This window comes from Streptomyces sp. NPDC079020, from assembly GCF_044542225.1.
Lineage (GTDB): Bacteria > Actinomycetota > Actinomycetes > Streptomycetales > Streptomycetaceae > Streptomyces.
In genome coordinates this window covers 1-18,641 of record NZ_JBITUB010000020.1, presented here as the reverse complement: position 1 = coordinate 18,641, position 18,641 = coordinate 1, and the positions used below count along the sequence as shown (strand labels likewise).

At 73.4% G+C, this 18,641-nt stretch carries 10 protein-coding genes; 4 read left to right on the top strand and 6 right to left on the bottom strand.

What is annotated here, in order from left to right:
• Nucleotides 1-81 precede the first annotated feature (81 nt).
• Nucleotides 82-1,527 (bottom strand): type VII secretion protein EccB, encoded by a 1,446-nt coding sequence (eccB, locus tag ACIGJO_RS30980; protein ID WP_399963828.1) that lies wholly within the window; start codon nucleotides 1,525-1,527, stop codon nucleotides 82-84.
• A gap of 116 nt (nucleotides 1,528-1,643) precedes the next feature.
• Nucleotides 1,644-3,026 carry a type VII secretion integral membrane protein EccD gene (gene eccD, locus ACIGJO_RS30975; RefSeq protein ID WP_399963825.1) on the bottom strand — a complete coding sequence of 461 codons (1,383 nt, stop codon included), beginning with the start codon at nucleotides 3,024-3,026 and terminating at the stop codon, nucleotides 1,644-1,646.
• Between the two features lie 277 nt (nucleotides 3,027-3,303).
• Here eccD and eccCa point away from each other — a divergent pair, with 277 nt between their 5' ends.
• The gene (eccCa, locus tag ACIGJO_RS30970) at nucleotides 3,304-7,230 is read left to right on the top strand and encodes a type VII secretion protein EccCa (RefSeq protein ID WP_399963961.1); all 3,927 of its coding nucleotides are present in this window, start codon (nucleotides 3,304-3,306) and stop codon (nucleotides 7,228-7,230) included.
• A 115-nt stretch (nucleotides 7,231-7,345) separates the two neighbouring features.
• The gene (locus ACIGJO_RS30965; protein WP_399963823.1) at nucleotides 7,346-8,365 is read left to right on the top strand and encodes an alpha/beta hydrolase; all 1,020 of its coding nucleotides are present in this window, start codon (nucleotides 7,346-7,348) and stop codon (nucleotides 8,363-8,365) included.
• A gap of 109 nt (nucleotides 8,366-8,474) precedes the next feature.
• Here the strand turns inward: ACIGJO_RS30965 and ACIGJO_RS30960 are convergent, their stop codons facing one another.
• Entirely contained in the window at nucleotides 8,475-9,758 is a 1,284-nt protein-coding gene (locus ACIGJO_RS30960; protein WP_399963821.1) for a S8 family serine peptidase, read from the bottom strand.
• Nucleotides 9,759-9,976: 218 nt separating this feature from the next.
• Between ACIGJO_RS30960 and ACIGJO_RS30955 the strand changes: the two genes are divergently transcribed.
• Nucleotides 9,977-13,276, top strand: coding sequence for a right-handed parallel beta-helix repeat-containing protein (locus tag ACIGJO_RS30955; RefSeq protein WP_399963959.1), 3,300 nt, complete (start codon nucleotides 9,977-9,979; stop codon nucleotides 13,274-13,276).
• A 55-nt stretch (nucleotides 13,277-13,331) separates the two neighbouring features.
• Here the strand turns inward: ACIGJO_RS30955 and ACIGJO_RS30950 are convergent, their stop codons facing one another.
• A complete protein-coding gene (locus tag ACIGJO_RS30950; RefSeq protein WP_399963819.1) occupies nucleotides 13,332-14,414 on the bottom strand; it encodes a DNA glycosylase AlkZ-like family protein in 1,083 nt (360 codons plus the stop codon).
• A gap of 264 nt (nucleotides 14,415-14,678) precedes the next feature.
• Here ACIGJO_RS30950 and ACIGJO_RS30945 point away from each other — a divergent pair, with 264 nt between their 5' ends.
• The gene (locus ACIGJO_RS30945; RefSeq protein WP_399963817.1) at nucleotides 14,679-16,067 is read left to right on the top strand and encodes a uracil-xanthine permease family protein; all 1,389 of its coding nucleotides are present in this window, start codon (nucleotides 14,679-14,681) and stop codon (nucleotides 16,065-16,067) included.
• 18 nt (nucleotides 16,068-16,085) lie between these two features.
• On the opposite strand, the gene ACIGJO_RS30940 is transcribed toward ACIGJO_RS30945, so the two are convergent.
• Together ACIGJO_RS30940 and ACIGJO_RS30935 are read right to left on the bottom strand one after the other, a co-directional pair.
• Nucleotides 16,086-17,015, bottom strand: a complete 930-nt coding sequence (locus ACIGJO_RS30940) for a GNAT family N-acetyltransferase (protein WP_399963815.1) — start codon at nucleotides 17,013-17,015, stop codon at nucleotides 16,086-16,088.
• Nucleotides 17,012-18,641: peptidase C14 (locus ACIGJO_RS30935; RefSeq protein ID WP_399963813.1), on the bottom strand; the 1,630-nt coding region annotated here is incomplete at its 5' end. The genes ACIGJO_RS30935 and ACIGJO_RS30940, both read right to left, overlap by 4 nt.

The window sequence follows — 18,641 nt, the reverse complement described above, 5'->3', positions numbered from 1 at the left end:
GGAATGCCGGGCCGAGCGCGTGCTCCCCGACCTCCCTATCCTCAAAGAAACCTCAATTCCCTTAAGGGCAAGGGGAATCGGCTATCGAGATGTCGTGTTCATCGGCGCTTCCACGAGTCCCTGTGTCAGCAGGGCCGTGTTGTCCAGCGCGGGCCCCGACGCGAGCAGTCCGAGGACACCGGACGGGACGGGTACGGACTGACCGGCCCGGTACCCGAGCCGCTCAAGTCCCTTCTCGCCCCCGGGGACCGGGTACTTGGCACCCGACTCGGTGACCAGGTAGTACGCCGTACCGGTGCCCGCCGAGGAGAGTGCCGTGACGAGGGCGCCGCCTTCCGGACGTACCGCGAACAGGTCGGCCGCTCCGGAACCCGCCGTGATTCCCGGCTGGTTGGACACCGTCCGGCCGCCCACCGCGTCCGCACGGGGCAGGACGACCGAGACCGTCGGCCTGCCGTCCGCGCTGCCGACCACGGCGCAGACGCCCTCGCCCGCGCCGACCGGGCCGGGCTCGGGCAGCCCCGTCGGGACCGTGCCGCCCCCGGCTCCCACGAGCCGGGACGCCTTCGGGTCCTCGTTGCGCGCCAGGTCGTCCGGGCCGATCTTCCGCAGCACGACGGCTTCTCCGGCGTAGGCGGTCCGCTGGGTGCGCGGATCGCCCTTCAGCAGCGCCTCCTCCAGCGCGGTGACCTCGGTCAGGCCCCGCTCCGTCAGCAGGTAGTGGCCGCCGGAGCCTTCGAAGAGCTGCCCGATCCGCGTCGGGCGGCCGGCCAGCGGGGGGCCCGCCTTCCCGCGTCCGGCCACGTCCGGCACCGCCAGGTCCGGGCCGGCCGGCAGGGCGTTGAGGAACGCGTCGGGCACCGGGTAGGCCCCGTCGGGGTCGTAACCCAGCGCCTGGACCGCGTAGTTCGCGGTGTTCAGCCGCATCCGGGTGCCGTGCCAGAGGAGGTACGTGGTGCCGCCCGGGACGGTACGGACCAGGGTGGCCCCGGCCGAGGTGACGGGCCGGCCCTTGGCGCTCAGGCCGACGGCCAGGGTGAGGAGCGGCTCCGAGGCGGCGTCGGGCCGGGTGGCGCACACCGACCAGGCCTCGCGGCTGAGCGCGCCCGCCTGCGGCAGCGGGTCCGGCGCGCCGACGATGCCCAGGGTGGCGCCGCGCGGGGCGTCCTCGATGGAGGCGGGCTTGACGCTCACCACCTTCATCCGGTCACCCGCCAGCAGCCTGGCCGAGGTCTCGTTGAGTACCGGATGGAGGACTCCGTCGAGCGTGAGGTAGCGGGCGCCCGAACGCTCGTCGAGCACCAGCGTTCCGGTGGCCTTCCACGCGTGGGAGCCGCCGGGCACCACCAGCCCGTACACCGCGACGATGAGCGCGGCCAGGGCCGCGACCACCAGGCCGATGACGAAGCCCTTGGTGGTCCGCCGGTGCGCGGACTCGGGGGCGTCCGGGTCGCCCCGGAGCATTCCCAGTGACAGCCGGCTCATGACGAACATGTGCGCGTGGACCTGGTCCCGCCTGGACTGCATTCCTTGCCTTTCCGACCGGGCATCGGCCCGGCACGCGATGGCCCGGGGTACGGGGCTTTCGGCCGCCGGCCCCCGGGATCCGCCGGCTGTCCGGCGGCGGACGCCGGAGAGCCGGCTCAGCTGTTGAGGCCCCGCAGGTACTGGTAGAGACCGGCGACGAGCAGGGCCAGCGGGACGAGGACGATGGCGAAGAGAAGGTGGAGCAGGTCGACCGCGCGCCCCCAGTAGGGCACCAGGCGGCGGCCGGGGAGCGTCCAGCCCGTGATGGCGAGCACGGCCGCGACCGCCAGCAGACCGGCGAGGAGCAGCGGCCGGGAGCCGTCGCCGGTCCGCAGGACCAGCTGCACCGTCAGCAGTACGGAACCGTAGGCGGCGGGGAGCACCACGGCGAGACGCTGCCAGGCGCCGCCGATCGCCCGTGCGTGCGTGAACATCAGCGCGCACAGGACCGCGGCCAGGGTGAGCGGTGCCCAGGACTTCTCGGACGCCAGCACTGTGAGGCAGCCCGCGGCCACCAGTCCGGTGGCGCCGTAGAGGCCCGTGAGGTAGCTGTCGGCGACGGCGCCGCGGGCGGCGATCCGCTCGTCCGGGGTGGGCTCGATGCCCTCCTGCAGCTGGCCCGCGTTGGTGGGCAGCAGCGGCACCTTCAGTCCGGACAGGCGGAACGCCAGGGACGGCAGGAAGTGGCCCAGCAGGACGACCGCCAGGATCAGCGGGGCGGCCGTGCCGGTGGCCGGGACGCCGAAGAGCATCACGGCTCCCCCGGCGGCTCCGAGGACCGCGGCCAGGGCGGCGGCCAGGAACAGCGGGGCGCACGCGCCCACGGCGGCCAGGGCGAGCACGGCGGCGCCGGCGGCCGCGGAGCAGCCCGCGAGCAGCCGGGCGCCCAGTTCCGCGTCGGACTCCGTCCCTTGGGGAACCAGGGCTCCGGCCAGGGCGAGGAAGGGGACGGCCGCGGCGCCGAGCGCGCCGCCCGCGCCGACGTCGCCGACCGCCCGTGAGGCGGCCGCCGCGCCGGCCAGCAGGAGGATCGCGGTCCCCGCCGAGCAGACCGCCCTGAGCCCCGTGGAACCGGGCAGCAGCAGGAGCAGGAGGCCGGTGGCGAGGGTGCTCAGGGCGAGCGCGGTCATGAGGTGGTGGGACCACACCGGCCGCCAGGAGTCGGGGCGTTCGCGCAGCCGGCTGGAGAGCCCGTCGACGAGGTCGTCGTAGTGGATCTCGGGGAGGGCGTCCCCGCGCAGCCGCAGATGTACCGTTTCGCCGTCGCGCAGGCCCAGGTCGCCGAGGGTGTTCTCGTCGTCGAGGGGCTCCTGGCCGAGGCGCTGGAGCACCCATCCGCCCGCCTGCGCGCCACGTTCGTAGAGGTCGGTGCCTCCGTGGTCGACGATGGTCGGCATCAGATCGGCGAGCACGATGTCGGACGGTACGGCGAGTTCGACGGAGCGGTCGGGCGTCAGCACCGTGAGGCGGCACAAGGGTGCCGCGGAGATGTCGGTCAAGCGCGTTTCATCGCCTTCCAGGACAGTGGTCGACGCGGTCAGATTGATCACATTAACTTGTGCGTGCAGTCTGTACGTTGTGGGGTGCCGCCAGGATCGGCGGCCCCGCCCCCGCCCACCACCCGGCCTGCGTTCCCGCACCGTCGGCCGTTCCGCAGGCGTTTGACGTCCCGTCACTCCCAGGACACGTCACGGCAACCGCCGGCACCCCTCAGGAAGGCGATTCCCTTTGAGCGTGGTCCTCTTCAAGAGGCCTCCCCGGCGTCTTGGCCCCGAGATGCCCCATGGCGAACTGAGCCTCCAGGAGCCGCCCACGGTGCCGGAGACGCAGAGCGCGATGGGCAACATGATCACGTACATGCCGATGGCGCTCAGCTCGCTCGGCATGGTGCTCATCTTCCTGCGCCCCGGCAGTGGCGGCGGTCCCATGATGTACGTCGCCATCGGCCTGATGGCCCTGTCGGCCGTCGGCATGCTGGTCTCGCAGATCGTCCGGGCCTCCGGGGACCGCAAGCGGGCGCTGCTCGGTGAGCGGCGCGACTACATGCGCTACCTGTCGATCAGCCGCAGGCGCATCCGCAAGGTGATCACCCAGCAGCGGGAGGCGCAGGCGTGGTCGCATCCGGACCCGGCGTCCCTGTGGAGCCTGGTGCCCACGGCGAGGCTGTGGGAACGGCGGGCGGCGCACGCGGACTTCGCCGAGGTGCGGATCGCGGTGGGCGAGCAGCAGCTGGCGACGAAGCTGACACCGCTGAGCACCAAGCCGGTCGAGGATCTGGAGCCGCTGTCCGCGCACGCCCTGCGGCGCTTCATCAAGGCGTACGGCACGGTGTCCGACCAGCCGGTCGCGCTCTATCTGCGGACCTATGCCCGCGTCCTGCTCCAGTCCGGGGAGGAGGACGCGCACGCGATGGTGCGGGCCCTGCTGGCCCAGCTGAGTGTGTTCCACGCGCCGCAGGACCTGCGGATCGTGGTGCTGGCGGACCATGACCGCCGGGACGCCTGGGAGTGGGTGAAGTGGCTGCCGCACGCCCAGCATCCGACGGACGTCGACGGCGGGGGGCCGGTGCGCCTGGTCACCGATTCCGTGCTGGGGCTCGAATCGCTGCTCGGTGAGGAACTGACCGGACGGCCCGCCTTCGAGACGGACGCCGTCCCGAGCGCCGAGGAGCCCTACTGCGTCGTGGTGCTGGACAGCGCCCGGACGCCCGCCGACTCCCGGCTGGCCACCGACGGTTACCGCAACACCGTGACGCTGGACGTGTCCGGCTCCCTGCCCTGGCGTCAGTCCCGCCACACGCTGCGGCTGCGGATCGCCGGGCAGCGGCTCGAACTGGTCAGCACCGACCGGTCGGGGAAGGAGACCACCTCGGCGCTCGGCAGGCCCGATGCGCTGGGTCCCCGGCGGGCCAGGGCGCTGGCCACGCTGCTGTCCCCGTACCGCATGGGCATCACCACGGACAACGGTGAGGCACTCACCTCGGACGTGCAGCTGACGACCCTGCTCGGCCTCCCCGACCTGCACACGGTCGATCTGGACGCCGTGCGCGAGGAGCGCAGCGAGCGTGCCAGGCTGCGGGTGCCGCTGGGGCTCGCCGGGGACGGCACCCCGGTGGAACTGGACATCAAGGAGGCGGCGCAGGGCGGGATGGGCCCGCACGGCGTGCTGATCGGCGCGACGGGTTCCGGCAAGTCGGAGCTGCTGCGGACCCTGGTGCTGGCGCTGGCGCTCACCCACTCCTCGGAGAAGCTGAACTTCGTCCTGGTCGACTTCAAGGGCGGCGCGACCTTCCTGGGCCTGGACGGTCTGCCGCACACCTCGGCCGTCATCACCAACCTCGCCGACGAGTCCTCCCTGGTGGACCGCATGCAGGACGCCCTGCACGGTGAGCTGATGCGCCGCCAGGAGCTGCTGCGCAGCGCCGGGAACTACACGTCCGCGTACGAGTACGAGACGGCGCGGGCGGCGGGCGCCGGACTGGAGCCGCTGCCGACGCTGTTCGTGGTGGTCGACGAGTTCAGTGAACTCCTCTCCGCACACCGTGACTTCATGGACCTGTTCGTGATGGTGGGACGGCTGGGCCGCAGCCTGGGCGTGCATCTGCTGCTCGCCTCGCAGCGGCTGGACGAGGGCCGGATGACCCAGCTGGAGTCGCATCTGTCGTACCGGATCGCGCTGCGCACGTTCTCCTCGATGGAGAGCCGCGGCGTCCTGGGTGTGCCGGACGCCTATCAGCTGCCCTCCGTACCCGGCAGCGCGATCCTGAAGAAGGACACCGGGACCCTGGTCCGGTTCAAGGCCGCGTACGTCTCCGGGCCCTATCAGGGCGTCCGCAGGGTCGGCGCGTCGGCCGTCGCCGGGCAGGTGGTCCCCTACCGCACGGAGTGGACCGCGCCCCGGCTCCCCGCGCCCGACCCGGACCCGCAGCCGGTGGCGGCGGAGGAGAGCGAGGAGTCCCTGCTCGCGCTGGCCGTGTCCCGGATGCGGGAGGGCGGCCGGCCCGCGCACCGGGTCTGGCTGCCGCCGCTGGACAGCCCGCTGTCGCTGGACGTCCTGCTGATGGGCGTGGAGCCGCATGCCGAGCGGGGTCTCACCACCATCGATCCCGATCTGCACGGCGGGCTGACGGTGCCGGTGGGCATCATCGACCGGCCCTTCGACCAGAGCCGCGAGCCCCTGGTGGCCGAGCTGTCCGGCGCGGGCGGGCACGTGGGCATCGCGGGCGGCCCGCAGAGCGGCAAGTCCACACTCGTACGCGATCTGATCATGTCGCTCGCCCTCACGCACACTCCGCGCGAAGTCCAGTTCTACTGCCTGGACTTCGGCGGGGGGTCACTCGGTTCGCTCCGCGACCTGCCCCATGTGGGCGGGGTGACGGGCCGGCTGGACCTGGAGCGGGTGCAGCGCACACTGGCCGAGGTGCACGGGCTGGTGGCCCGGCGCGAGAAGCAGTTCGCCGAGCTGGGCATCGACTCGATGGCGATGCTGCGCGCCCGCCGGGCCGCCGGGGAGATGCCCGACGAGCCGTACGGCGATGTGTTCCTCGTCGTCGACGGCTGGGGAACCATCCGCCAGGACTTCATGGACATCATGGACACCTTCACGGCACTGGCGGCACGGGGCCTCAACTACGGTGTGCACCTCATCGTGGCAGCGGGCCGCTGGTCGGAGATCCCCACCGCGCTGCGGGACCAGCTCGGCACGCGCTTCGAGCTGCGCCTCGGCGACAGCATGGACTCCATGATCAACATGCGGTCCGCCGCGACCATCCCCAAGTCGCCCGGCCGCGGCATGACCGAATCCAAGCACCACTTCCTCACCGCTCTGCCCCGGCTGGACGGCGGCGACAGCGCCGCGGACCTGGGGGCGGGCGTGGCCGACGCGGTGGCCCAGGTGGCCGAGCACTGGCACGGGCCGTCCGCACCCGCGGTCCGTACCCTGCCGTCGGTGCTGGAACCCACCGAACTGCCCGACGCCGAGGTCGGCGCGGACGGCGATCTGCGCCTGCCGCTGGGCCTGGAGGGCAATCAGCTCGACGTCATGTGGCACGACTTCGCCCAGACCGCGCACTTGGTGGTGGTCGGCGACGCGGAGACCGGGAAGACCAACCTGCTGCGCTCGGTCTGCAAGGCGGTCACCGACCGCTACACCCCCGCCGAGGCCCGGGTGCTGCTGGTCGACTACCGGCGCGGGCTGCTGGAGAGCGTCCCCGAGTCGCACCGGCTGGGCTATGCCGTGTCCGTCGACATCCTGAAGCAGGCGGTGGACGGCGTCGCACGCGCCATGAAGGAGCGCCTGCCCGGCGCGGACATCTCGCCCGCCCAGCTGAAGCGGCGGGACTGGTGGAAGGGCCCGCAGGTCTTCCTGGTCGTGGACGACTACGACATGGTGTCCGGCGGCAATATGAGCAACCACTTCGGGCCGCTGCTCGACTACCTCGCGCAGGGCGCGGAGCTCGGGCTGCACCTGATCGTGGCACGCAGCGCCAACGGTGCGGCGCGGGCGATGAACGATCCGCTGCTGCGCCGGCTGCTGGAGGTCAACACGCCTGCCGCGCTGCTCTCCTGCCCGCCCTCGGAGGGATATCTGTTCAACGACACCAAGCCGAGGCAGCTGCCGCCGGGCCGGGCGCAGCTGATCACCCGCAGGGGTGTGGTGCAGGTGCAGACCCCGCTGCTGCCGGACCCGGAGGGCGAGGGCTGATCCGTCCGGCCGGACGGGGGCGCACGGCCCCCCGGGCGCCGCACGCGCGGCGGTGCTGGGAGGCTGTCCCGGTCGGGATGCCGCCGGGCATCCCCCGGTCCGGGGAGGTCCTGTCATGGGTACCGGTGGAAGGCCGTCGGAGCACCGCCCCGGTTCACCGGCGCGGCACGCGCCCCCGTTCGACCCGGAGTTGCGTGCCGCGCTGGAGGCCGGTGGAGCGGGGGCGCGGGAGCCGCTGACGCCGGAGGGCCTGGCGGCGGTACAGGCGCGGGACGCCGCCGCCCGCCCCAGGCCCACCCTCCGCGCGCTGAGGGCCGGCGGCCGGTTCGCGGTGGAGGAGCTGCGGACGCCCGCGGACGGGGACGGGCGGGCGGTCAGGCTCGTCAGCGCGCGGCCCGCCGGGGCCACCGGCCCCCTGTCGCTGCTGTACTACATGCACGGCGGCGGCATGATCATGGGCAACGCCTGGTCCGTACTGCCCCGGCTGCTCCGGGAGTGGGCCCTGCCGCTGGGGCTCGCCGTCATCTCCGTCGAGTACCGGCTGGCGCCCGGGGCGCCGTACCTGGGTCCCGTGGAGGACTGCTACGCCGGACTCGTCCTGGCGGCCGGCCACGCGGCGGCACTGGGCCTGGACGCGGACCGCGTCATCCTCGGCGGCAAGAGCGCGGGCGGCGGACTCGCCGCGGCGCTCGCCCTGCTGACCCGCGACCGAGGCGGGCCCGTCCCGGCCGGTCAGCTGCTGATGAGCCCGATGCTCGACGACCGGGGCACCACGTTCTCCAGCCACCAGATGGCCGGGCTCGACACCTGGGACCGGACCTCCAACGCGACCGCGTGGCAGGCGGTGCTCGGCGACCGGTACGGCACCGCCGGACTGTCGCCCTACGCCGCGCCCGCCCGCGCAACGGACCTGTCGGGGCTGCCCCCGGCCTATGTCGACACCGGGTCGGCCGAGACCTTCAGGGACGAGGCCGTGGCCTACGCCGACGCGATCTGGCGGGCCGGCGGCGAGGCCGAACTGCATGTGTGGCCCGGTGCCTTCCACGGTTTCGACACCCTCGCGCCGCGGGCGGTCCTCAGCCGGGACGCCCACGATGCCCGTTCCCGCTGGCTGCGGCGGATCGTCGGACGATGAGGCCGGGCGGACGGGTCACCGGAGGACGGACCCGGCCCGCGGGACGATCCGGCCCAGGCGGCGGGCCGGACGCCGGGGCCGCTGTCCGCCCGGTGGTACCGGCCGGGGCTCAGTGCGCTTCCGTGACCGGACCCGCCGCCCGGCCCGCCCGCCAGCCCCTGCGGCGCCCGCGGGGCAGGACGAACCCCAGGAACGCGACCAGCAGCGTCACCCCGGTCGCCCCGCCGGCCACGGCCAGCGCCCGGTTGCGCGCCTGCGGCGGGCCGAGCGGCGGGACGGCCCGCGCGGAGGCCTTCTCCGTTCCGGCCGGGGACTGCGCGTGTTCCTCGGGGAGTACGGCGGAGAGCGCCCGCACCGGGTCGACGACCCCCAGCCCGATACCGGGGTCCGGCGCGTCGCCCACGGCCCCGTACGCGGTGGACTCCAGCCGGTGCGCGAGCTGTTCGGCGGTCAGCCGGGGGTGGTAGGAGAGGACCAGGGCCGCCGTACCGGCCACGAACGCACCGGCCACCGCGTCGCCGCTGCCGGTGAACTGGCCGCGGCCGCCCGGTCCCGGCCCCATCACCGAGACGCCGGGGGCGCTCAGCCTGGGCTGCGTACGCCGCCCCTTCTGCGTGCCCGGCGCTTCCGGCTCGCCGCCCGGCCCGACCGAGGAAACGGCCAGCACCCCGGGCAGCGCCGCCGGGTAGGCGGGCCCGTCCACCGCCTGCGACGCCGCCGCGCCGCGCTCCCACTCCCGGGCGGACGCGGGCGCCACCACCAGCGCACCGGCCTTCTGCGCGGCGAGGACGGCGTCCTTCAGCTGCTTCGGCGCGGAGGGGACGCTCAGCGCCACCTGGATGATCCGCGCCCCGGAATCGGTGGCCGCCCTGATGCCCTTGGCCAGCGCCTCGGGCGTGGTCGCACCGTATTTGTCGGTGGCCCGCACCGCGATCACCTCGGCCTCCGGGGCCACCCCGGCCGCCCTGAGGCCCTGTTGCCGCGCGCCCGCCACGATCCCGGCGAGGAACGTGCCGTATCCCACGCAGTCGTCCCGCACGGTGCCGCCCGCCATCACATCCGGGCCGCCGGTGACCCGGCCGTCCAGCGCCGGGACCCGCCGCAGGTCCGCTCCGGTGCCGACGAGAGCGACCTCGACCCCCGCTCCCCGGCTGAGTTCCCAGGCCCTGTCGATCCCCAGGAAGCTCTGCGCCCAGGGGACTTGGGCGGATTTCTTGGCGGAGCGCGGAGTGCACGGGCGGCCGTCGGCGACGGTGGCGGGCATTCCCGGCAGCGAGGGGCTGTCCGCGTCCCCCGCCGCCCCGGCGGGGGACGCGGCGGCGGGTATCAGGAGCAGGGCGGCCAGTGCTGCCGGTCCGAGTGCGCGGGACACCGAGGACCTCGAAGATCGCATGCGCCGATGGTAACGACGCTCCCCGCACCACCGGTACCTGCCCCGGAACCCGCCCGGGACCGATGTCACGGCGGCCCCGGAATCGCCGACCACCATGGCGGGCGACCTGCGGCAACAGGCATGATGGGCACAGCAGTTTCCCATGCCCTACATGCCGCGCGTCTCCGCCCCGTACCTACGGCGCAGGGGTCCGGGAGGTCAGATAAGTGTCACGCCAGATGCTCACCGTCGCCGCCGACGGGACGGGCGACCACCGCACCGTCGGGGAGGCCGTCGCACGCGCCCGTGCCGGAGCGGTCGTCAGAATCGCTCCGGGGCGGTACGAGGAGAGCCTGACGGTCGCGGCCGCGATCACCCTGACCGCCGCCGAGGGCGAGGGGACGGTGGAGCTGGCGCCCCGGCGCGGGACGGCGCTGACCCTCACCGGGGACGCGGTGATGGTCAGGGATCTCGTGCTGCGCGGGCACGACGACGAACTTCCCGTGGTCGACGCACCGCGCGGCCAGCTCGCGATGGACCGGTGCGACATCCACGGTTCGGCCTGGTCGGCGCTCTTCGCCCGGGACGGCGGGTCGCTGGCGCTGCGTCAGTGCCGGATCAGCAACCCGGTGGGCGCCGGTGTGGTGTCCACCTCCTCCGCCGAGAGCTTCCTGGAGAACTGCGTCGTCGAACACCTCGGCACCTCCGCCGTGGTGGCCGGTGAGCAGGGCCGGATCACCGCCCGCTTCAGCCGGCTCAGGGACACCAAGGGCAACGGTGTCCTCACCAACGGGCAGGCGCATGTCCTCCTGGAGGAGTGCGCGATATCGGCGACCGGAAAGCCGGGGGTCGCCGTCGAGGAGGAGAGCTCGGTCAGGATGGTGCGCGGCACGGTCCGCAAGGCCGCCGTCGGGGTGTTCGTGAACAGCGCCGGGCCGGTCGTCCTGGAGGACGTCTCCGTCAGCGATGTCACCGGGCACGGATTCGTCCTGGGCGGCGGCAGCTCCCCGACGCTGACCCGGTGCGCTACCGAACGGACCGGCGGTCACGGCCTGTTGGTGACCGAGCGCAGCCGTGGCGCGTTCGAGGCATGTGTGTTCGCCACCGCCGGGGAACCCGCGGTGCGGGTCACCGGCTTCTCCTCCCCGGTGCTGACGGACACGGTCGTCCACGACGCCAAGGGCACCGGGGTGCTGCTCGACGAGGACTCGGCCGCCGAGTTCGACCGCCTGGAGGTGCGGGACAGCGGCGGGTCCGGAATCGTGATCCGCAGCGGCGCCAACCCGCTGCTGCTGCGGGCGACGGTCACCGGCGCCGGCACCCACGGTGTGGAGGTCGTCAAGGACGGCAGGGGGCGGCTGGAGGAGAGCGTCGTCGAGCGGTCGGGCGACTCTGCCGTCCATGTCTCGGGCCACGGCAACCTGTTCGTCGGCAAGGGCCGGCTGCGTGCCTCCGCCGGGGCCGGGATCCACATCGGGGCGCTCGGCACGCTCACCCTGCGGGACACCGGGATCGAGGAGTCCGGCGGCGCGGGCGTCCACCTCGCGCCCGAGGGCGAACTGGCCGCCGTGCGTGCCGTGGTGACGGGGTCCGCCGAGTGCGGCGTACTGCTGTCCGCGGGTGCGCGGGCCTCGCTCAACGGCTGCGAGGTGACCGGTTCGGGCGCCGACGGCATACGGGTGGAGGGCGCCGACGCCATAGCGCTGACCGGCTGCACCGTCCGCGGCAACCGGGGCAGCGGAGTGCGCCAGACGGTGCCCGGCGACCGGCTCACCGTCGAGGGGCTGACCAGTACGGAGAACGGCGCCCCGGACGCCTGGGGCACCGCGCGGGACGCGGAGGCGGCGGGTGACGGCCGGCTGCCCGGCGGAGCGGCCCCGGCGGCGGCCGAAGCCCGGTCCGGTACGGGCCCCGTGGCCGAACTGGAGTCGCTGATCGGCCTCGACGAGGTCAAGCAGCAGGTGCTGACGCTGATCAACCTCAACCGGATGGCGCAGCGCAGGGCGAGCATCGGCATGCCCGCCCCGCCGATGAGCCGCCACCTGGTCTTCGCGGGCCCGCCCGGCACCGGCAAGACGACGGTGGCACGGCTCTACGGCTCCATCCTCGCCTCGCTCGGCGTGCTGCGCTCCGGGCATCTGGTGGAGGTCTCGCGTGCGGACCTGGTGGCGCAGATCATCGGCGGCACCGCCATCAAGACCACCGAGACCTTCAACAAGGCGCTCGGCGGGGTGCTGTTCGTCGACGAGGCGTACACCCTGCTCTCCGACGGGGGCGGCAGCGGCGCCGACTTCGGGCGCGAGGCGATCGACACCCTGGTGAAGCTGATGGAGGACCACCGCGAGGACGTGGTGGTGGTGGCGGCCGGCTATCCGAAGGAGATGACGGACTTCCTGGCGTCCAACCCGGGTCTCGCCTCCCGGTTCACCCGCAGCGTCGAGTTCAGCGACTACACCTCGGACGAGCTGGTCACGATCGTGGAGCGGATGTGCACCGGCCACCGCTACGAGCTGGATCCGGCGGCGCGCTCGGCACTGCTCACCCGCTTCGAGCGGATTCCCCGCGACGCGGGCTTCGGCAACGGCCGTACCGCCCGCAAGGTCTTCGAGGAGATGGTGGACCGGCAGGCGTCCCGGCTGGCCGCCCTGCCGGAGGCCGGCGAGCGGGAACTGGCCGTGCTGACCGCGCAGGACGTGGGCGTTCCGGCGGGCGGCGCGCCGCAGGACGGGCCGGACGAGGATCCGCTGCTGCGGCTGGACGCGCTGGTGGGCCTGGCGGCCGTCAAGCGCGAGGTCGCCGATCTGGTCAATCTGCTCGCCACCGCGCGGCGCAGGAAGGAGGCCGGTCTGCCCGCGCCCCGGATCAGCAACCATCTGGTCTTCGCGGGCCCGCCCGGCACCGGCAAGACGACGGTGGCACGGCTCTACGGTGAACTGCTGGCCTCGCTCGGTGTGCTGCCGCGCGGCCAGCTCGTCGAGGTCTCGCGTGCGGACCTGGTGGGCCGCTATGTCGGACACACCGCGCAGCTGACCCGGGAGATGTTCGAACGGGCCCTGGGCGGCGTCCTGTTCATCGACGAGGCGTACACCCTGACACCCCGCTCGGGCTCCGGTTCCCCGGACTTCGGCCAGGAGGCGGTGGAGACGCTGCTGAAGCTGATGGAGGACCACCGCGACGAGGTGGTGGTGATCGTGGCGGGGTACACCACGGAGATGAACCGGTTCCTGGGCTCCAATCCGGGTCTCGACTCACGCTTCCCGCGCCGGATCGAGTTCCCCGACTACTCCTCGGACGAACTGGTCACGATCGTCCGTATGCACGCGGCCGACAACGGCTACGAGTGCGCGCCCGGCACGGCCGGGGCGCTGCGGACCCACTTCGACGCCATCCCCAGGAGTGCGGCGTTCGGCAACGCGCGGCTGGCCCGGCAGACGCTGGAGCAGATGATGACCCATCACGCGGGACGGCTGAGCGGCGTGGCGGTACCTAGCCTGGACGATCTGCGGCTGCTGCTCCCCGAGGACCTTTCCCCGCACTGAGAGGCACGGTGCGGGGTCGGGCGACGTGCGGCCGGTCAGGCGGACGGCCGGGCGGTCAGGCGACGTGCAGGCGGGCCTCGTCGGCGCCGCGGGCCTCGGCCACCGTGGCCGCCTCGTTCTCCAGCGCCTTGCGGGTGGCTGCCGTCAGCCGCGCGAAGGGGGTGACGGTCAGGTCGACCCGGCGGCCGGCGGCCCTGGCGCGCCAGGTCCCGGCGGGCTCCGAGCCGACCAGGAGCACCCCGGGTGCGCTGATCGCGCGCCAGATCTCCTTCTCGTGGGTTTTCTCCGGGGCGAGGAGCCGGCGGTCACGGGCCTGGAGGAACGGGTCGCCGGGCGGGAGCAGCCGGACGAAGTGCGGGCGCTCGGCCGACAGCAGGGCGTCGAGCCGCTCGGCGGGCAGCCACGCCGGCTTCCCCTCGACCGTCACCTCGGCCAGGTCCCCGGGCCACACCGCCCTGACCACGGCCGGTTTGACGCCGAGGAACTTCGCGGCGTCGGCGGGGGTGGCCGGTCCCAGGAAGCGCAGATAGGCCCGGACCAGGGCGCCGGTCCCGTCGGCCGCCTCCGGCATCGGATAGCCCGGCTCCAGCGGGGAGAGCGTGGTGGTGCCCTGCCGGCCGACGCCGATGGCGCCCGGCAGTCCGGCCTGCTGGAACAGGAGCCCGGAGATGTGGCGCGCCCCGCAGGGGTCGCACCAGAACGTCAGTGCGGGCGGCACCATCGCGCTCACCGCGCGGCTCACCTCGCCCTTGGCCATCGGCCCGGTCACCACGGCACGCAGCGCGCCGGCGGTGGCGCGGAACGCCTCCAGGCCGAGCTTCGCGCCTTCCTTGATCACGGTGGTGCTGATCCGCGCCGTCGCGTCGGCGTCGTCGAGGGGCCACAGCGCGGTGGCGAGCGCCGGAAGGTCCGTCCGGCGGTGCAGATGCGGCGCGCCCCGGAAGGTCCACACCAGCTCCAGGCCGTCGGCGGACGCGCCGCGGGCGGCGAGCGCGAGCCGGGCGGAGCCGCTCGGGGTGTCCTGCGCCCCCAGCTCCAGCACCGCCGGTTCCGTGGCGGAACGGTCGAGCCCGTGCGCCGCGGCCCGGTAGTCCAGGACCCGCTCCCGTGACACGTTGTTCCGGTCCGCTCCGCTCACGGCGGGCCTCCGTTCCCCACTTGGTGTGTCTGTTTCCCACGGTACGTCCGCAATCGGCCGCTCTCACGGAGCGCGTGCCCATCGGACCGTGTCCGCCGTGCCCCCGAACCTACCCGCGGGCCGGTCCCGGCGGACGTCTGCCGCGCCTCCCCCGTACCGGGCCCCCGTACCGCAGGCCCTACCATGGCTCCGATCATTTCCGCAGGTGAACCCCGGATGTCCGCACAGGGACCGGCGCACCGCACAGACCCACAGGGAGCGAACATGAGTCTCGGCGTGCGCTGGAGCTTGCACGGCGACGGGAAGCACCTCGGGCCGGGCGAGGTCGTGAGACCGGACGAGCGCCTCACCTGGGGGCGCACCGCGGGCCTGGGGGCGCAGCATGTGGTCTCCATGATCGGAGCCTGCTTCGTCGCCCCGATCCTGATGGGCCTCGACGCCAACCTCGCCGTCATGGCCTCCGGTGTGGCCACCATCCTGTTCCTGCTCATCACCCGCGGCCGTATCCCGAGCTACCTCGGCAGCAGCCTGTCGTTCATCGGGGTCGCCGCGGTCATCAAGACGCAGGGCGGCGACGCGGCGACGCTCACCGGCGCGCTGCTGGTCGTCGGCGCGGTCCTGTTCCTGTGCGGGGCCCTCGTCCGTGCGGTCGGCGCCCGTGTCATCCACGCCGTGCTGCCGCCGGTGGTGACGGGCGCGGTGGTCATGCTCATCGGGTTCAACCTGGCCCCCGTGACCGCGGGCACCTACTGGCCCCAGGACCAGTGGACCGCGCTGCTCACCATGCTGTTCACCGGTTTCGCGCTCGTCGTGCTGCGCGGCTTCTGGTCCCGTATCGCGATCTTCCTGGGGCTGGCCTTCGGGTACGGGGTCTCCTGGATCCTCGACCGCGTCTTCGGCAGGATCCACTCGCCCGCGGGCGGTACCGAGGCGGTCGACCACTGGCGTCTGGACCTCTCGGGGGTCGCCGAGGCCGACTGGATCGGGCTGCCCAGCTTCCACGCGCCGAGCTTCTCCCTCTCGGCGGTGCTGGTCGCCCTGCCCGTCGTCATCGCGCTCATCGCCGAGAACGCCGGGCATGTCAAGGCCGTCGGCGAGATGACCGGCGATCCGCTGGACGACAAGCTCGGTACGGCGATCATGGCCGACGGCGCGGCCACGGTGATGTCGACCTCGGTCGGCGGTCCGGCCACGACCACGTACGCGGAGAACATCGGGGTCATGGCCGCCACCCGCGTCTACTCGACCGCCGCCTACTGGTGCGCCGCCGGCTTCGCGATCCTGTTCGGTCTCTGCCCCAAGTTCGGCGCCGTCGTGGCCGCCATCCCGGGTGGTGTCCTCGGCGGTATCACCGTCATCCTCTACGGCATGATCGGTCTGCTGGGCGCCCAGATCTGGGTCCGGGCCCGCGTCGACCTCTCCAATCCGCTGCATCTGGTGCCGGTGGCCGCGGGACTCATCGTCGGGATCGGCAATGTCAGCCTGAGCCTCACCGACAACTTCGAACTCAGCGGTATCGCGCTGGGGACGCTGATCGTCGTCGTCGGCTACCACGCCCTGCGGTTCCTGGCCCCCTCGCACATGAAGAACGAGCCGCCGCTCGCCGAACCGGCCGAACCGGGATACGACCGGGGCCGGCCCGAGGCGTCCTGACCCGGCCGGGCGCCGGGCTCAGAAGCAGTCGCCGTACCAGTGGACCGCCCCCGGGGCCGTGACCGTGGCCCGTACCGCCTCGGGGGCGGCGAGCAGCGGCCGGGCCATTCCCACGTGCTCGTCCACGGTCCTGGGCTCCGTCAGGAGGGCCGGCCATCCGGTGCGTCCGGGGGTGCCGGGCAGCCGGACCCGGGCGCGGGTGAGTCCCGCCGCGCGGGCCCGGACGGCGACCGCGCCGAGCAGGCCGTCCAGGCAGCCGGGGGCTCCCGCGAACTCCCGTACCTCCGCGTACTCGCCCGCGTACTGCGCCACGAGCCAGCCCACGGGCTCGCCCGTCACCGGGTCCTCGGCCACCAGCGCGCGCTCCGGCGGGCCGTACCAGGCGGGGACGCGGACCGCCCAGTCCTCGGGGGCGCGCAGCGAGCTGAGGGGCCGGGCGGCGCCGGCCGCGCCGTGCAGGCCCGCCACCGCGGCGCCGTCCGCCGCGGTGGCCTCCCGGATCCGGTGGGTGCCGGTGGGCGGCGCCGGGGTGATCGTCCCCTCGGTGCAGGTGCTGCGGAACTCCTGCCAGCCCGAACTCCGGTACACCCCGGGCGTGCCGGTGAACAGCAGGGACCAGGCGCATTCCTCGGCCAGCATCGTCCGCTCGGCCTCCGCGAGCAGCCGCCGCACCAGTCCCTGACCCCGGGCCTCGGGCCGGGTGGCGACGCTGCCGATGCCGCCGACCCGCTGCGGGGTGCCGTGCGCGTCCCGGATCAGCCGCGGTACGTAGACGACGACCGCGTCGATGGAGCCGTCGGGCCGGGACTGCGCGACGAAGGTGTGCCGGTGGCGGTCCGGATCCAGGGCGTACAGCGCGGCGATCTGCGGGGCGTCGAAACAGGTGTCCCACAGGGCGCGAAGCGCGGGTTCGTCGGCGGGGGCGGCGGTCCGCAGGAGCGTGCTCACAGGATCAGGTTCCCGTCGGTGCGCGCCGGGCCGCCGTTCTCCGGCACGGCGGTGCGCCGGGTGCCGCGCTCCACGCAGGCGGTGTGCAGGGCGGAGGCGAGGGCCGCCGGAGCGAGGTGGAGGGTGCCGCCGGTGAAGCGGCTGCCGGTCGCCGCGTAGTGGTTGGTCCCGTCCGCGATGCGGACGTGGGCCGTCGCGGCGTCGGTGGTGGTGCTGTTGAGGGCCGAGAGGTCCCAGGTGACGGTGCCCGTTCCGGCGGCGCGGCCGAGGAAGGCCTTGGCCTTGTTGGTGCCGGTGAACCGGGCGCCGGAGGTGACGGTGACGCTCTGGTCGCGTACGGCGCTGGCTTCGAAGCCGGTGCCCTCGTAGCGTCCGCCGTCGATCCGCAGGTCGGCGGAGCCCACGGAGAGCGGGGCGGCGTCGTCGGCGCCGGTGACCGTGCAGTCGGTGAAGTGGACGGGGCCGGCGCCCCTGAGGACCGCGCCATCGACGCCCTTGAACGTGCAGCGTACGAAGTGGACGGGGGCGGTGACCGGGGTCTGGACGAGGACGGCGCCCGCGGGCGGCTCGAAGGAGCAGTCGCTGATGACGGTGGGCCGGGTGGAGCGGGCGGAGCGCTGGGCGACGGCGAACGTCTTCGCGGTGCAGCCGCGCACCTGGGCGCCGTCCGCGTTGACCGTGAGGGTGCCGGCCTGGTCGAACGTCGGGCGGGCGATCACCGTGATGTCCTCAAGGGTGAGATCGGTGATCTTGGTGTTGGCGGTGAACCAGGAGCAGACGTGTCTGCGTACGGTGATCCGCTTGGCCGATATGCCCCACTGGGCACCGGAGTTGGCGATGTCCATCAGACCGGAGTTGCCGTCGAAGAGCAGGTCGTGCTCGTACTGGCCATGGGTGGTGAACGGGTTGCCGCCCGCGTCGTCGCCGTCGCCGTGGCAGTTGACGACGGTGCAGTAGGCGGAGGCGGTGAGGTCGTTGAGGTGGCGGACGTTGCTCGTGGTGCAGTCGGACACCCGTCCGTACAGGCAGTAGATCTGCTGGGTGAGATAGCCCGCGCCGCCGTACTCGACGGTCGGCGGGTTCTTCAGGGAGCACTGTTCGGTACGGAACCGGGTGCACCAGCGGCGCATGATGACCGGCCAGAAGCTTCCGGTGGCGTGGATGCCGGAGACATCGCAGCCGACGGCGTATTCGTAGCTGACGGGGTGCGAGCCGGTGTACTCGTCCTTGCCCGCCCCCTCGAAGACGAGGTTGCGGACGTGGCTGTCGAGGACCGGCTCGACGCGGCGCCAGGTCAGCTTGCGCCCGGCGGCCAGTTCCCAGCCGTTGAGGTAGCCGATCCGGATGTGGGTGGCATCGATGATCTCGGTGATCTCGACCAGCTTCTGGAGCTCGCGCTCGTCCGCGCCGCCGCCCTCGACCGGGGCGACCTGCACGGTCCACCACTGGCCGACCGCGAAGGCCTTGGAGTCCGGCACCGGGAAGGTGTCGGTGAGCTCGATGACCTCGGCCGCGAGCCTGTGCTCGACCGTGGTGTCGGTGGGGGTGCCGCGGAAGGAGAGGACGGCTCCGAAGGGGTTGTCGTGGGTGTTCTTCTCGATGCCTTTGGTGTGGATGGTGTGGCCG